Annotated in this window: 13 protein-coding genes and 1 pseudogene; 8 read left to right on the top strand and 6 right to left on the bottom strand. The window is 66.0% G+C overall.

What is annotated here, in order from left to right; translation table 11 throughout:
- Positions 1-13 precede the first annotated feature (13 nt).
- The 6 genes and pseudogenes from ASE63_RS03635 to ASE63_RS03610 form a co-directional block, all read right to left on the bottom strand.
- A pseudogene (locus ASE63_RS03635) lies at positions 14-220 on the bottom strand (alpha/beta hydrolase); the annotation flags it as partial.
- 315 nt (positions 221-535) lie between these two features.
- On the bottom strand, positions 536-3661 hold the full coding sequence (locus ASE63_RS03630) for an efflux RND transporter permease subunit (protein ID WP_056796736.1): 3126 nt from the start codon (positions 3659-3661) through the stop codon (positions 536-538).
- Positions 3658-4851 carry an efflux RND transporter periplasmic adaptor subunit gene (locus ASE63_RS03625; RefSeq protein WP_056796732.1) on the bottom strand — a complete coding sequence of 398 codons (1194 nt, stop codon included), beginning with the start codon at positions 4849-4851 and terminating at the stop codon, positions 3658-3660. The genes ASE63_RS03630 and ASE63_RS03625 overlap by 4 nt, the downstream gene beginning before the upstream one ends.
- 11 nt (positions 4852-4862) lie before the next feature.
- Complete coding sequence (locus tag ASE63_RS03620) at positions 4863-5333, bottom strand: MarR family transcriptional regulator (protein ID WP_244491268.1); 471 nt, start codon at positions 5331-5333, stop codon at positions 4863-4865.
- Between the two features lie 469 nt (positions 5334-5802).
- Positions 5803-6324 (bottom strand): hypothetical protein, encoded by a 522-nt coding sequence (locus ASE63_RS03615; protein ID WP_056796729.1) that lies wholly within the window; start codon positions 6322-6324, stop codon positions 5803-5805.
- Complete coding sequence (locus ASE63_RS03610; protein ID WP_056796726.1) at positions 6321-7586, bottom strand: aconitase/3-isopropylmalate dehydratase large subunit family protein; 1266 nt, start codon at positions 7584-7586, stop codon at positions 6321-6323. Before ASE63_RS03610 ends, ASE63_RS03615 begins: the two co-directional genes overlap by 4 nt.
- Before the next feature lie 128 nt (positions 7587-7714).
- Here ASE63_RS03610 and ASE63_RS03605 point away from each other — a divergent pair, with 128 nt between their 5' ends.
- The 8 genes from ASE63_RS03605 (at position 7715) to ASE63_RS03570 (ending at position 15554) form a co-directional block, all read left to right on the top strand.
- Positions 7715-8713: a LysR family transcriptional regulator gene (locus tag ASE63_RS03605; protein ID WP_082609634.1), complete on the top strand. Its 999-nt coding sequence runs from the start codon at positions 7715-7717 to the stop codon at positions 8711-8713.
- 166 nt (positions 8714-8879) lie between these two features.
- Entirely contained in the window at positions 8880-9878 is a 999-nt protein-coding gene (locus tag ASE63_RS03600; protein WP_082609633.1) for an ABC transporter substrate-binding protein, read from the top strand.
- Positions 9875-10708, top strand: coding sequence for an ABC transporter ATP-binding protein (locus ASE63_RS03595; RefSeq protein WP_056796716.1), 834 nt, complete (start codon positions 9875-9877; stop codon positions 10706-10708). Before ASE63_RS03600 ends, ASE63_RS03595 begins: the two co-directional genes overlap by 4 nt.
- Positions 10705-11457: an ABC transporter permease gene (locus tag ASE63_RS03590; protein ID WP_056796713.1), complete on the top strand. Its 753-nt coding sequence runs from the start codon at positions 10705-10707 to the stop codon at positions 11455-11457. Before ASE63_RS03595 ends, ASE63_RS03590 begins: the two co-directional genes overlap by 4 nt.
- Positions 11454-12197, top strand: coding sequence for an ABC transporter permease subunit (locus ASE63_RS03585; RefSeq protein WP_056796710.1), 744 nt, complete (start codon positions 11454-11456; stop codon positions 12195-12197). Before ASE63_RS03590 ends, ASE63_RS03585 begins: the two co-directional genes overlap by 4 nt.
- A 101-nt stretch (positions 12198-12298) precedes the next feature.
- Positions 12299-13204, top strand: a complete 906-nt coding sequence (locus tag ASE63_RS03580) for an isocitrate lyase/PEP mutase family protein (protein WP_056796708.1) — start codon at positions 12299-12301, stop codon at positions 13202-13204.
- A gap of 35 nt (positions 13205-13239) precedes the next feature.
- A complete protein-coding gene (locus ASE63_RS03575; RefSeq protein WP_056797084.1) occupies positions 13240-14400 on the top strand; it encodes an acyl-CoA dehydrogenase family protein in 1161 nt (386 codons plus the stop codon).
- Entirely contained in the window at positions 14400-15554 is a 1155-nt protein-coding gene (locus tag ASE63_RS03570; protein WP_056796704.1) for a CoA transferase, read from the top strand. The genes ASE63_RS03575 and ASE63_RS03570 overlap by 1 nt, the downstream gene beginning before the upstream one ends.
- The last annotated feature ends 388 nt before the right edge of the window (positions 15555-15942 follow it).

Here is a 15942-nt window from a genome sequence, read left to right as displayed (position 1 = left end):
CTTCGGATTAAGTAGCCGCCATCGGCGCCCACATGTCGCCGGTCTCCCCGTAGCCATGAAGGAGCACAACCGCCGGCCCCTGACCGCCGACACGGACATGGATGGTCGCACCGTTGGTGGCGATCTCCTGCACCTTGAACGCGTTCGGGAAGGCTGGGACCTGGGCAGCCGCGGGAGCGGCGACGGCAAACGCGACGAGCGCGAATGCAGCTTTCAACATGGGACATCTCCCGCCTGCCGGCAGGGCGGTCGCTGCGACCGTCGCTGTCAACCCGTCGGCATGACGCGACGTAGCATGCGATTTCCGTTCGGATTAGCGTCGTGCAAGCGAAACTCATTTCCGGGAAAGTCGAACGATGTTGAAGCTCGACGGCGTCCAGACATTCATTGCAATCGCGGAAGCAGGCTCTCTGGAGTGAGGCCGCTCGGCGGCATCATCTGCCCAAATCGGTCAGCAGCGGCTGCTTGGCCGAGCTGAAGCGCAGCCTAGGTGCGATCCGAAGTCTCGCCGGCTGCCGGCTGCCGAATTGGCGGATCATTCCGCCGGCGTTGAGGCGGCGGCGCCAGGCGCTGCTCCCCGGCCGGAGAGCCGCGAGACGGTATCGCCCAGCTTGTCCAGGTAAAGGAACAACACGGGCGTGATGTAGAGCGTCAGCACCTGGCTGATCAGCAGCCCGCCGACGACCGCGATGCCGAGCGGCTGGCGCAATTCGGCGCTCGCGCCCGCGCCGAGCGCGATCGGCAACGTGCCCATGAGCGCCGCCAGCGTCGTCATCAGGATTGGCCGGAACCGCAGGATGCAGGCGCGGTGGATCGCCTCCTGCGCCGGGGCACCATCGCGCTGCAGGACGAGGGCGACATCGATCATCATTATGGCGTTCTTCTTGACGATGCCGATCAGCATCAGGAGCCCGATCATCGCGATGACCGAAAGGTCGAGATCGAAGAGCCTGAGCGCGCCGAGAGCCCCGATAGCGGCCGAGGGCAGCCCGGTCAGGATCGTCAGCGGATGGATGAAACTCTCGTAGAGAATGCCGAGGACGATATAGATCGTGAGGATTGCGCCGGCGATCAGCCAGCCCTGGTTGGCGAGCGAATCCTGGAAGGTCTTGGCCGTGCCGGCGAGCGTGGTCGAGAGTGCGGCCGGGAAGCCGAGCGAGCCCTTGATCGCGTCGATGCGGGTGACGCTGTCGCCGAGCGCGACGCCGGCCGGCAAATTGTAGGAGATCGTCACGGCAGGGATCTGGCCGAGCTGGTTGACGGTGAGCTGGCCCACGGTGCGCTTGACGCTGGCGAAGGCGCCGAGCGGCACCAATTGGCCGTTGCCGGCGCGGACGCGGATCTCGTCGAGCCTGTCCGGCGACCAGCCATGGCGCGGATCGAACTCGACGATGACCTCGTAGCTGTCGCCGGCCGTATAGATCGTCGAGACCTGGCGCACGCCGAAGCCGGAATAGAGCGTCGAGCGCAGGATATCGGCACCGACCCGAAGCTGGTTCGCCTTGTCGCGGTCGATCACCAGCGTCGCCTCGGAGGCGTTGTTCTGCAGATCGGTGGTGACGTCGATGAAATGAGCGCGGTCCTGGCCCATGGCGTCGGCGAGCTTCACGGCCCATTGGTTCATCAGCCCCTGGTCCAGCCCCTGCACGACGAGCTGGTACTGGCTCTTGGACGAGCGTGCGCCGATATTGAGGTTCTGCACCGGCGTCATGAAGGCCGTGATCCCGGCGACCTGGGTCAGTTCGCGGCGCAGATCGGCCAGCACCTTCTGCAGGGGTGGGCGCTCCTTCTTCGGCTTGAGCTCGACGAAGAGACGGCCCGAATTGAGCGCGGCGGAAGCCGGCCCGCTGCCGCCGACGCTCTGCACGACATGGGCGACATAGGGCGACTTGCGGAAGATCTCGGCGACCTGCGATTGAAGCTCCTTCATCGCGGTGAAGGAGATGTCCTGGCGTGCCTCCGTCGAAACCTGGAGCTGGCCGATATCCTCCTGCGGGAAGAAGCCCTTCGGCGCGGTTTGCAGCAGCCAGACCGATCCCGCCATGGTGGCGAAGAAGCACAGCAGCATCAGCGGCTTGGCCCGCAGGCACAGTCCGAGCGCCCGGTCGTAGCCCGCGACCAGCGCCGAGAAGCCGCGCTCCAGCGCGCGTCCGACGGCGTTCTCCCGGTGATGCTCGCCATAGCCCGAGAGCACGCGCGCGCACAGCATCGGCGTCAATGTCAGCGAGACGAAGGCGGAGGCCAGGATCGACACCGTCACCACCACGGCGAACTCGTTGAAGATGCGGCCGATCACGCCGCCCATCAGCAGGACCGGGATGAACACGGCGACGAGCGAGAGCGAGATCGAGACGATGGTGAAGCCGATCTCCGAGGAGCCCTTCAGGGCCGCGTCGAAGGCCGATAGCCCGTCTTCTTCCATGTGGCGCACGATGTTCTCGAGCATCACGATGGCGTCGTCGACGACGAGCCCCACCGACAGCGTCAGGCCCAGCAGAGAGATGTTGTCGATGGCGAAGCCGAAGAGATACATCGCGGCCAGCGTCGCGACGATCGAGATCGGCACGGCGATCGCGGGGATGAAGGTCGCGGCCACCCGGCGCAGGAAGACGAAGATCACCATCACGACGAGCGCGACGGTCAGCGCCAGCGTGAACTGCACGTCCTCGACGGCGGCGCGGATCGAGGTCGAGCGGTCGTTCAGCAACGAGATCGAGGCGGCGGCCGGCATCTGTCCGGCGAAGGCGGGGAGCATCGCCTTGACGCGGTCGACCACCTCGACTGTGTTGGCGTCGGGCTGGCGTTGGACCGCGAGCACGATCGCGGGCGTGCCGTCATAGGCGCTCGATGTCTGCGTGTTCTCGACAGAGTCGATCACCTTGGCGACGTCGCCCAGCCGCACCGGCTTGCCGTTGCGGGTGGCGATGATGACATTCGCGAACTGGCTGGCGTCGGCGAGCTGCGTGCGCGCCTGGATCGTTAGCTGCTGCGCATTGTTCTGCAGCGTGCCGACCGGCGTATTGGCGTTACTCGCCGTGATCGCAAGCTGCAACTCGTCGACGCCGATGCCGCGCGAGGCGAGCGCGACGGGGTCGATCTGGACGCGCACCGCATATTTCTGGCTGCCGAAGATCAGCACCTGCGCCACGCCGTCGACAGTCGACAGCGCCGGCGAGATCACCTGCTGGGCGAAGGCGTCGAGCTGCGAGAGCGGGATGACGTCGCTCTTCAGCGCCATCAGGATGATCGGCGCATCGGCCGGATTGACCTTCCGATAGCTCGGCGGCGTGGTCATCTCCTGCGGGAGCTGGCGTTGTGCCCGCGTGATCGCCGCCTGCACATCGGCCGCGGCGGCGTCGATGTTGCGGTTGAGCACGAACTGGATCGCGATCGAGGTCGCACCCAGCGAGTTCGTCGTCGAGATGCTGTCGATGCCCGCGATCGTCGCGAACTGCTTGATCAGCGGCGTGGCGACGGATGTCGCCATCGTGTCCGGCGAGGCGCCGGGCAGCTGCGCCGACACGTTCACCACCGGGAATTCCGCGCGCGGCAACGCCGCGACCGGCAGGACGCGATAGGCGAAGGCCCCCGCGAGGACGAGCGCGACCGACATCAGGATCGTCGCGACGGGATGGCGGATGCAGAATGCCGAGACGTTCATGGCGCGCTTCTTTCGGCGATGGCTGCCGTGCCGGGCCTGGCAGCAGGCGTTTGCGGATCGCGCTCGCGGAACTTCGCGCCGTCCTTCAGCAGCAACTGCCCATCGACGACGACGCGTTCGCCGGGCTTGACGCCCTCGCTCAGCGCGGTGCGGCCGCCATCGGCCAGCGCGATCTTGACCGGCCGCAGCGAAACGGTGCCGTCGCCCTTGGCGAGATAGACGTAAGGGCCCTTTTGGCCGGGCTGTACCGCGACGGTGGCGACCAGCGTGACATTCCGCAGCACGTCGACATCGACCTCGACATCGACATATTGCCCGGGCCAGAGCGAAAGGTCGTCATTCGCGAAGGCGGCCTTGGCGGTGATCGTGCCGGATGTCGTGTCGACGCTGGAATCGACGAAGTTCAGGGCGCCCTGGGCGGGCTTGCTGCCGGAATCGGGTATGCGCGCCAGCACGGGGACCGGAGCGCCGCGATCGAGCGCCGCCTGCAGGACCGGTAGTTCCCGCTCCGGCAAGGTGAAGGCGACGCGCAGCGGCTTCATCTGCGTCAATGTCACGAGCGCCGTGCCCGACGCATTGGCGGCGACGAGGTTTCCGGGCGTGACCTGAACGGCCCCGGCGCGGCCATCGATCGGCGCCAGGATGCGCGTATAGCCGAGCTTCAGCCGGTCGGCCTCGAGCGTGGCCCTGTCGGACTGGATCGTGGCCGCGCTCGAGCGCTCGTCGGCGGTGGCCTGGTCGAGTTGCGCCTGCGTGCCCGCATTGCGGGCGAGAAGCTGCTGGTAGCGCGACAGGTCGCTCTGGCTGCGCGTGTGGAGAGCCTCGTCGCGCGCGAGCGCCGCCTCGTCCTTGGAGATCTGGGCCTTGATGTCGTTGTCGTCGAGCGTGAAGAGCAGGTCGCCCTTTTTGACGAACTGCCCGTCCGTGACGTGCTGCTCGACGATCTGGCTGTCGATGCGCGAGCGGATCACCACGCTTGCCGGCGTTTCGACGAAGCCGATCGCCCGCTTCACGACCGGCATGTCGGCCGCCTCGGCCGCCGCGGTGACCACCGCCACCGGAACACCCTCGGAGCCGCGTGCCTGACGAAGCGTCGCGGGCTCGACCGCCCCATGCGATCTGCCGAACCAGATGCCGCCAGCGGCCGCCGCGGCCAGGCAGGTCATGATCAGGAGGTGCACGGGCTTCATGGGCGTCCTCGTCACGCGGTTGTTTCGATGGCGGGAGCCGTTTCCGAGGCGGTAGGCCGAGCCTGCTCGCGGATGCTGGCCAGCGCGGTCAGCATCGTCGTGATCGTGGCGTCGTCGACGATGGCAAGCAGGTTATCGGCGATGTCCTGCCGCAACGGGTCGAGCTCGTCGACGAGCGTGAGCCCCTCGCTCGTGAGATAGAGGCGATAGGCCCGGCGGTCGGCGGGGTCGGGCCGGCGTTCGACCAGGTTCTGCTGCTCCAGCCTGTCGACCATGCGCGTCACCGAGATCGGCTGGATGTCGAGGATGTCGGCGAGTTCCGCCTGTCTCATGCCTTCGTTGCGGCGCAGCCGCGAAAGCACGCCCCATTGCGCGCGCGTGGTCCCGCGCTGGCGGGCGCGCTGGTCGACATGGCCGCGCATGAGGCGCGCCGTCTCGACGAGCTGGAAGATCAATTCGCGGCGGAGCGAGCGCGTGACCAACCCAAGTCTCCTTATTATAAGCAGGCTTACTATCGAGCCGCATTACGGCGTTTCTGCGGGAGGTTGGAGGGAATCGGGTGGCGTCTTAAATGGCGAACCTCACGGCAGTGACGCACAGCGTCCGACGGCGGACGACAGCCTCCCGTATAGGGACGCTTCTGGGGCGCCCGCACGTGGCGAACCCGGGAGAGATCAGCGTTCTCGAGACCGACGACAGTCGACAGTCTTGCCTAACGTGCTGGCGCGGAATCTGTGGTGTGCAGCCGCACATCGGGGCGATGATTTGAAGGACACCGCGATGTTCCAGTGCGCCCCAACCAGACATTAGCGAGTTGCCCGGACGCGGACGCGCAAGTGCGGCCTCTTTCGGGGCTGAACGCCGCGAATGCTTTCCCCCGCTCGCTTGGCTAGGCGAGCAAAAAACCTTTCGAGGAATGGTTGCGCTCGCTTCTGGGTGGTCTAGCTTTACTCACTGGCGGGCCGCAGGATCGCTAGCTCGCCCTCCAATCAGGCCCCGTTTCTCGAGATGCGGGTATATGCCGCCTTCGAGCATCAGGGAAAGCAATGCCGGGGGGATCGGCTTGGCCTTGAGCTCCAGGCCCGATCGCGGATTTCGCACGGTCCAGCTGTCGAGGTCGACTTCCGCGCGGTCGCCCTCTTCGAAGGCGTCGTGGACGCCGAGGCACTCGATCGCCAGGAACCCGAAATTGACCGCATTGCGAAAAAACAGCCCGTTGATCGTCTCGGCCAGCAGGACCGAGACGCCGCAATTCTTCAGCGAGCGCGCGGCCGGGCGGCTCGAGCCCATGCCGAAATTGTGACCGCCGACGATGACATCTCCGGACTGCACTTCGTCGACCCAGCCTGGACGATTGGCCGAGAAGACGGCGCGAGCCTGTTCTGCCTCGGTCGCATAGAGCACAAACCCCGGCACCATCAGGTCGGTGTTGACGTTGTCGTCGAACTTCCAGACGTTCCCGGCGATGCTCATGTCGCGCTCCCCTCATGCTGGCGGCCTGCGGCCACGATCGTGCCGGCGACGGCGGAGGCGGCAACTGTCGCCGGCGACGCCATGAAGATGCGCGACGTAGGGTCGCCCATCCGTCCCTTGAAGTTGCGAGTGCTCGCCGTGATGCAGATCTCGCCCGGCGCAAGTACGCCCATATGGCCGCCGAAGCACGCACCGCAGGTCGCTGTGGTGACGATGGCGCCCGCATCCATCAGCGTCTGCACGTAACCCGCGCGCAGGGCGTCGTTGTAGATGGCCTGCGATCCCGGCGTCACGATAAAACGCACGCCCGGGGCCACCTGCTGGCCCGCGACGACCCGGGCCGCCTCAGCGAGATCGTCGAGCGTGCCGTTGGCGCAGGAGCCGATGAAGGCCTGGTGGATCGACTGGCCTGCCACCGCGTCGAGCGCGACGGAATTCTTGACGACCGTGTCCGGCAGCGCGACGAGCGGCTCGATCCGGGAAAGGTCAATACTGTGCCTGGCGCCATAGACCGCGTCGGCGTCGGGCGCTTGGGCTTCGAACGCGGCCGGATTGCGTGCGGAGACATATTCGGTCAGGCGGGCGTCCGCCTCGAAGGTGACGAACTCCGCGGACAGTTCCGCCCCCATCGTGGCGAGGGTGCGCCTGGCGTTCAGGCTCAGACCCGCCAGCGCCGGACCGCCGAATTCGATGTTCTGATTGGCGTGATCGCCATAGATGCCGGCGAGATGAAGGAAGATGTCCTTGGCCGAGATACCGGGCTGCAATTCGCCGACGAGATCGTAGCGGATCGTCTCGCCGACCTGGAACCAGGTTTGGCCGGTCGTCAGCACATAGACCATGTCGGGGGCGCCGATGCCGCGCGCCGCGGCATTGAACGCGCCCGCCGCGCAGGTGTGCGAATCCGAACAGACCAGTACGCTGCCGGGCAGCGCGTAGGCATTGTCCGCCACGACCGCATGGCTGATGCCCTGCCGCGCCCCGATGTCGTGGAAACGTCTGATGCCGAACCGCTTGGCGAATTCGCGCCCGTATTTGTGCGCCTCCGCCGCGGTCTGGTCCGGCGCCGGCACCATGTGGTCGTAGATGATCACGACCTTCTCTGGATCGTGCAGCCGTTTGATGTCTCGTCGCACCGTCCAGTAGAAATTGGTGTCCAGGATCACGGCCGTATCGACATTCACCACGGCCAGGTCGCCCGCGCGGATTTCTTTAGCGCCGCTGGCGCGGGCAAGTATCTTCTCGATGATCGTCATGCCCATCGGCAGTTCTCCCGGGCGTTTCCTCATGCGCGGCCTCTGCGGGCCTGCTTCGCCTTTCCGGCCACTATCGGGCATGCCCCGGGCCGGCGCATCGCCGCCTCGGAACACACCAGCTATTACCGCTCGCTATGGACCGGCCCCCGCCCGCATGGTTTGCTGCAGGCGGGAGAAACGCCGAACCGATGGACCTTCAGGAGTTACGCACTTTCGTGGCGATCGCGGATGCCGGCAGCTTTTCGCGAGCGTCGTTGCGGCTGGGCCTGGCACAGCCGACGGTGAGCCGGCAGATTCAGGGGCTCGAGCAGAGTTTGAAGGCGCAGCTCTTCTATCGCCACGGCCGGGGCATCGCTCTGACCGACGCGGGAAAGCGCTTCTACGAGACCGTCGTTCCCGTGCTGGCTCAGCTCGACGATGTTCGCCTCGACATCTCCGAGCACGCGAATGCGCCGGGCGGCGTCGTCACCTTCGCAATTCCGCCGTCGATCGGCGCCACCATCGTCGCGCCGCTGGTCTCGACATTCCGCCAGGCCTGCCCGGCGGCGTCGTTGCGCGTGCTCGAAGGCTTCAGCGGCCGGCTGGCCGAGTGGATCGAGGCCGGGGAGGTCGATCTCGCGATCCTGTACGACGCGCGGCGCGGCGGCACCACGAACGTGACGCCGCTTCTGCTCGAGGACCTGTTCCTCGTACGTGCCGCCGGCGTGCCTGCCCCGAGATCGACTCTGGCGACGAAGGGGCTGGACTTCTCGCGCCTGGCGCTGGTCGGGGCGGGGCACGGCCTGCGACGGGTGGTCGACCTGGCCGTGCAGGCGGAGGGCATTCCGCAACCGACATATCTCGAGATCGATTCGGTCACGGCGCTGAAGCAGCTGGCCGAGCGGGGAGAAGCGGATACGATCCTGCCTTTCGGGGCGGTGCATCGCGAGGTGGCCGAGGGCAGGTTGAGCGCGATCCAGCTTTCCTCTCCGCATATGAAGGCCAAGCTCGTCATGGCGACGGCGCTGAACCGCCCCATCAGCGCCGCCACGAGGATCCTGATCGATCTCGTCCGCGAGGCCGTCTGCGGCCATGTCGCTGCCGGCGCCCTGCGGGGCCGCGCCTATGGCGGAGCGACGCGGCGCAGGGCCTGATCCAGCGCCTCTCCTATGTTCAGCATGTATAGCTGGTAGTGGCAGGCGAGCGCTGGCGGAGCAGGGCGTCGCCCCGCCATAGTTTCCGCAAGAGCCGGCCTCGCATGAAGGCCGGATCATCCGGCACCAGACCGGAGACCGAGGGAACGACCCGAGGAGGAAACGAATGCGCTTCTTGAAGATGATCGCGCGATCGGCGCGAGGGATGGCCGTGGCCGGCGCCGTGACGCTGGCTCCTGCGGCTGCTACGGCGACCGAGATCGTCGTCACCCATTACGGTGCCGGCATGTACGGCATTCCCTATTCCGTGGCGCTGGAGAAGGGCTGGTTCAAGGAAGCGGGCATCGACGTCAAGGGTATCCTGACCTCGAAGGGCGGCGGTACCAGCGTGCGCAACCTGATGGCGGGCGGGACGGTCTATGGCGAGGTTGCGCTGACCGCCGCGATCTCCGCGATCAAGGAAGGCTTCCCGATCAAGATCGTCAACGCCGGCACGATCGGCCGCAACGGCTTCTGGGTCATCCGGGAGGGCGACAAGATCGAGACGCCCGCCGATCTGAAGGGAAAGACCATCGCGTTTTCGCGGCCTCGCTCCTCCTCCGAGGCGCAGGTCATCTCCTTCCTGAACCTGCACAAGGTGCCGTTGTCAGACGTCAAGATGTTGGCGGCAGGCGACATCGCGCCGGGCATCACGGCACTCGTCAACAAGAAGGCCGATATCGCGCTGGCCACCGAGCCCGCCTACACGATGTCGCTGCGGAACGGGATGAAGCTCCAGCCGATCCGCTGGGTCGACCGCGACGTGCCGCCACCGATGCAGACGGTCGGCATCGCCACCGTCGAGAACATCGAAAAGAAGGGCGACGAGATCCGGCGCATCATCGAGGCGCGGCGCCGCGGGGTGAAGTTCATCTACGAGAACCTCGCCGAAACCGCCAAGCTGTCCTCCAAGGACATGCGGCTTGATCCCGACATTGTCGAAAGCATGATCAAGAATGTCAGCCTGGTCTCCGAGCGCTGGTGGAGCGAGGGCGCCTTCGACCGGCAGGCGATGGAGACGGTCATCGACGACATGGTCAAGGCCGGGCAGATCGAGCGTCCCGTCAATCTCGACGAGATGATCGATCGGCGCTTCCTGCCGGCCGACCTGAAGACCGGCTCATGACGAGCGTGGCGGCCCTGCGTCCGAAGGTCGTGGCTGCGAGCGTGCATGCCGAGCTCCTGGGGGTCAGCAAGACCTTTCCGGGCAGTGGCGGGCAAGGTCCGGTCACGGCGCTCGACGGCCTCGACATCTCGCTTCGCAAGGGGGAATTCTTCAGCGTGGTCGGCCCCTCCGGTTGCGGCAAGTCGACCCTGCTCGACCTGCTGGCGGGGCTGTCGGCGCCGAGCCAGGGCCGGGCCCGGTTCGAGGGGCAGGACATAAGCGGAACCGTTCCACCCGGGATCGGCGTCGTCTTCCAGGAGGACGCCTCGTTTCCCTGGCTGACCGTGAGCGACAACATCGCCTTTACCCTGCGCCGCACCGGCACCGACCCGGCCGAGATCCAGCGTCGTGTCGACTACGCGATCGGCTTCATGGGGCTTCGCGGTTTCGAGAAGGCCTATCCCGCGCAACTGTCGGGCGGCATGCGCCAGCGCGTCTGCATCGGCCGGACCCTGGTGATGCAGCCGCGCTTCATCCTGATGGACGAGCCCTTCGGCGCGCTCGACCAGCAGACGCGCCTGCTGATGGGCGATGAATTGCTGCGTCTCTGGCGCGAGACGGGCGCAACCGTGTTCTTCATCACCCATGCGCTCGACGAGGCAAACCTGCTCTCGGACCGCATCGGCGTGATGTCGGCCCGGCCGGGCCGGATCATCGACACGATCGAGACGGGATGGCCGCGCGAGCGCGATTCCCGCCTGGCCGAGCGCGGCGAGTTCGGCCAGCTCACGGCGCGCCTCTGGAGCCTCCTCCGCGAGGAATCCCGCATCGCCCTCGGGATGACGAAATGAGGGGCAGCGTCGCCTGGATCCGTTTCGCCGTCGTCGCCGGCTTCGTGCTGGGGCTCGAGATCGCCTGCCGCGCCGGCTGGATCAATGCCCGCACGATGATCGCGCCGAGCGAGATGGCGTTGTCGCTGGCAGGGATCATGGCGGATGGCGAGATCTATGCGAGCCTGTCGATGACGGTGCTCACCATCCTGGGGGCCTATGCGATTTCGGTGACCCTGGGCACGGTGCTAGGCCTCCTGATCCATCGCTACGACGTATTGCGCCGTGCCACGGCGCCGATCCTCGCGGCATGGTATGCGATCCCGAGCTTCGCCTTCTATCCGCTGTTCATCGTCCTGTTGGGTTTCGGCCGGCCGGCGCTGGTCGCGCTGGGCGTCAAGCTCGCCATCGTCAGCATGATCGCGGCGACGATCGACGGGCTCGACAAGGAACGGCGCGTCTTCGACAAGGTGGCCCGCATCGCGCAGCTCGGCGCCCTGGCGCGGATCAGGCTGATCACGCTGCCGGCCGCGCTGCCGCACCTGATGACGGGGCTGAAGCTGGCCTTCGTCTACTCGTTCATCGGCGTGGTCGCGGGCGAGTTCATCCTGTCGACGGCCGGCCTCGGCTACGAGATTGCCTATGCCTACGACAATTACGATACCACGCGGATGTACGGTCTGATCCTGCTGACCTGCGTGATCGCGGCGCTGATCAATTCCTGCTTCCGCTTCTACGAGCGCCGCCTGCCCGGGGGAGGTGTGCGATGACGCTGATCCAGCGCCAGGGCCCGTTCCTCCTGCTCTGCGTGATCGTGCTGATATCCTGGCAGCTCATGCATCTGTGGCTCGGCACCAGCGCCGTCGTGGCGCCGGCACGGGCCGTGGCGATCGCGTTCGACCTTCTGCAAGACGAGACCGTATTGCCGCATGCGACGGAGTCGCTGAAGGCCTTCGTCCTGGCCGCGATCATCGCGATCGTCCTCGGTATCGGCTTCGGCCTCGTGCTGGGTGCCCGGCCGATGGCGCGCGAGGTGATGGAGCCGATCATCATGTCGCTTTATTCGCTGCCGAAGGTGACGCTGTACCCGATCGCGCTGCTGATTTTCGGGCTCGGCATCTCCGCCAAGATCGCCTTCGGCGCCTTGCACGGGATATTCCCGATCCTGATCTTCTCGATGAACGCGGTCCACGGCACGAGCCCGATCCTCTTGCGCAGCGCGCGCGCCATGCGGTTGTCGCGCTGGCAGACCGCGCGTCACGTACTGCTCCCGGCGGCGCTGCCGCAGATCTTCACCGGGGTCAGGATCGGCATCGCCCTGGCCTTTCTCGGCACGTTGATCGGCGAGCTGTTCGCCTCGCAGCGGGGGCTCGGCTTCCTGCTGATCGGCGCGATTCACCGCAACGACATCCAGCTCGTGAGTGCGATCGTCCTCCTGATCACGGTGTTCGTTCTCGTGCTCGCCGGAATTCTGCTCGCGATCGAGAAACGACTGCGCCACGTGACCTGACGGGCTCGCAGCCGGCGATGACGGTGGCCGTACAAGGCCGCCGGCGGAGCTTTGCGCCGATCGCCCAGCGATCCGGAACCTCAAGACGAAAGGAGACGGCAATGAGCAAGGATCAAAGCAAGGCCGGCAGGCTGCGCGCGGCCCTGAACGGCGACGAGCTCGTGATCGCGCCCGGTGTCTACGACATGATCTCGGCACGGATAGCCGACGCCATGGGCTTCAGCTCGCTCTACATGACGGGCTATGGCGTCGTCGCCTCCTCCCTCGGCATCGCCGATGCGGGCCTGGCCACCTATAGCGAGATGGTCGAGCGCGTCGCCAGGCTCGGCGGCGAGACACAGACCCCGCTCATCGCGGATGCCGATACCGGCTATGGTGGGCTCCTGAACGTGCGGCGGACCGTGCGGGGCTACGAGGCGGCCGGAGCAGCCGGCATCCAGATCGAGGACCAGACCATGCCCAAGAAGTGCGGGCACACGCTGGGCCGCAGCGTGATCCCGATCGAGGAGATGGTGCTGAAGATTGAGGTGGCGCTGGAGGCGCGGCAGAAGGACGATACCATCATCGTCGCCCGTACCGACGCCCGCACGAGCCTCGGTCTCGACGAAGCCCTGAGGCGCGGAGTCGCCTATGCCAAGGCCGGCGCAGACATCATCTTCATCGAAGCGCCGGAGACGCTGGCCGAGATCGCGCGCATTCCCGCCGAGCTGGGCGGCTGCGGCGCGCATCTCCTGCTCAACTGCGTCTATGACGGGCGCACGCCGGACATCGCCGCAGCCGAGCTCAAGCGAATGGGCTACAGCATCGCGATCTATGCCGGCATGGCACACAAGGCGGCCGCCGGGGCCCTGCAGTCGGCCTATGGCCATCTGCAACGGCACGGCATCCAGACCGACATGCCCGTGCCGATGTTCCCGACCGCCGAGATGCACAAGCTGATGGGCTTTCCGGACGTCTGGGAATTCGAGGCGCGCTGGGATCGTAGCGGCAGGCAGGCGGCGGAATGATCGCCCCGGCCTCCACGCTTGAGCCGGGTGCGGACATGCAGGAAAAGCTCGCGCATGAGGAGATCGCCGCGGCGATCGCGCAGATCTGCGCGCGCTTCGGCGACGATTACTGGCTGAGCTGCGATCGCGAGGGACGGTTTCCCGAGGAGTTCCACCGTGCGATCGCCGATGGCGGCTGGCTCGGCATCGCGATGCCTGTCGAGTTCGGCGGAGCCGGCCAGGGAATGGCCGCGGCCGCGACAATGATGCGCACGATCGCCGAAAGCGGCGCAGGGATGAGCGGTGCATCCTCGGTGCACATGAACATCTTCGGCCTGCAGCCTGTGGTCGTGTTCGGCAGCCAGGCCCAGAAGCAGCGCATGCTGCCGCCGCTGATCCGGGGCGAGCAGAAGGCATGTTTCGCCGTGACGGAGCCCGATGCCGGGCTCAACACCACGAAGCTGCGGACTCGCGCGCGCCGCGAGGGCGATCATTACCTGTTGAGCGGCCAGAAGATCTGGATCTCGACGGCGCAGGTCGCTGACAAGGTCCTGCTGCTGGCGCGCTCGACCCCGCTTGAGGCGGTCCGACGCCCGACGGACGGGCTGAGCCTGTTCTACACCGATCTCGACCGCAGCCAGGTCGAGATCCGGGAAATCGAGAAAATGGGCCGGCATGCGGTCGACTCGAACATGCTGATCTTCGAGAACTGGGCGGTGCCTGCCGCCGACCTGATCGGAGTCGAGGGCGACGGCTTTCGCCAGATCCTGCACGGCTTCAACCCCGAGCGCATCCTGATCGCGGCCGAGGCGGTGGGGCTCGGCAGGGCCGCGCTGCGCCGGGCGACGCGCTATGCCCGCGAGCGTATCGTCTTCGACAGGCCGATCGGCCAGAATCAGGCCATACAGCATCCGCTGGCGACCAACTGGATGCAGCTGGAGGCGGCCAATCTGATGGTCGGCCGTGCCGCCGAGCTCTATGACGCCGGCCGGGACTGCGGCGCCGAGGCCAATTCGGCGAAATATCTCGCAGCCGAAGCGGCCTTCGGCGCCTGCGAGACCGCCATCCTCACGCACGGCGGCATGGGCTATGCGGCAGAGTATCACGTCGAGCGCTATCTACGTGAGTGCCTGATCCCCCGCCTCGCGCCGGTGAGCCCGCAGATGATCAAGAACTTCATCGCGGAGAAAGTTCTGGATCTGCCGAGGTCATACTGATGGATGCGCGCTTCGGAGCCGATGTCACATCTCAACTGGAGGCTGCGGGCGCCCTCGCCGGATTGCGCGTGATTGATCTTACCCGTGTTCTTGCGGGCCCTTATTGCACGCAGATCCTCGCCGACCATGGCGCCGACGTTCTTAAGATCGAGCCGCCGCAGGGGGACGAGACGCGCAACTGGGGCCCGCCTTTCGTCGGGGGTGAGAGCAGCGCCTATTTCGAGGGCGTCAATCGCAACAAGCGGGGCATGGTGCTCGATCTTGCGAGCGAGGGGGGCCGCGCCCAGCTCTCCGAACTCCTCGTCGAGGCCGACGTCCTGATCGACAACTTCAAGCCGGGCACTCTGGCGAATTGGGGCTTCGGACGCCAGCAACTTTCGGAGCGGTTTCCAAGCCTCGTGCAGTGCTCGATATCCGGCTTTGGCGCCGATGGGCCGCTCGGCGGCCTGCCCGGCTATGACGCGGCGATCCAGGCCATTTCAGGACTCATGAGCCTCAATGGCGCGGCAGGTGGCGAGCCGGTAAGGATCGGCATTCCGGTGGTCGACCTCACGACCGGCCTGAACGCGGCGCTCGGGATCATGTTGGCCTTGCAGGAAAGACGGTCCAGCGGGCGCGGACAGTTCGTTGATATCGCGCTGTACGACTGTGCTTTATCCCTGCTCCATCCGCAGGGGGCGAACTTTCTGTTCTCGGGGCTCGAGCCCCAGCGGACCGGCAGCGCCCACCCCAACATCGCACCCTATGACAGCTTCGACACAGGTAATGGCCAGATTTTCCTGGCCGTCGGAAACGACCGCCAGTTCAGAGGGCTATGTGAGATCCTGGGCCTCAATGGTCTTGCCGAGGATAAACGCTTCGTTTGCAATCGCAGCCGCGTTTCAAACCGCGAGGCGCTGAGGGAGATCTTGGAAGACGCATTCAGAAAAGATGACGCAGTCACCATTGCCGAAAAGCTAATCCGTCATAGCGTGCCATGCTCGCCAGTGCTCAGCGTCGCGCAGGCATTAGCTCATCCTCATAGTGCGCATCGTGAGATGATCATCGAGAGGGGCGGCTATCGTGGAATCGGTTCGCCGATCAAATTCAGCCGTTCCACAACCAAATTGCAGAGAGTACCTCCGACAGGGCCGTCGCGGCGTGGCGGTGGTTGATCACTCTGCTGCCGCGAACAACCGCGCCACTTCCTGACATTGGCTGATCGCGAGAAAGCGGACATTGCGGCGTCCTGATGTGGATCCGAGTCAGCCTGCTTAACGATCTGAGGCGCGCCGGCGAGAAACCTGTATGGGAACCCGACGCCCCGAATAACTTCGCCCTAAACGCGGTCGCGATCCTGAGGCGTTGAGACGTCGTCGAGAGCTTTCACAAGACCCTCGATCCGTCGGAAATGCTCGAGGCTGCGTTTGGCCTGCCCCCATCAGGTGGCCCGGTTTTAATCTAATGCATGGTGGGCTTGGCGGCCACGGTTGAGATGGCCCGCGAAGTGGGTTGGGTTTGTGCAGCCGGCCAGAGCACGGCGGGCGGTGCTGGCGGCTTGTA

It is taken from the genome of Allobosea sp. Root381, from assembly GCF_001429395.1.
GTDB lineage: Bacteria > Pseudomonadota > Alphaproteobacteria > Rhizobiales > Beijerinckiaceae > Allobosea.
Note: the sequence above shows the minus strand (reverse complement) of the source record. Positions and strands in the feature narration are given on the sequence as shown.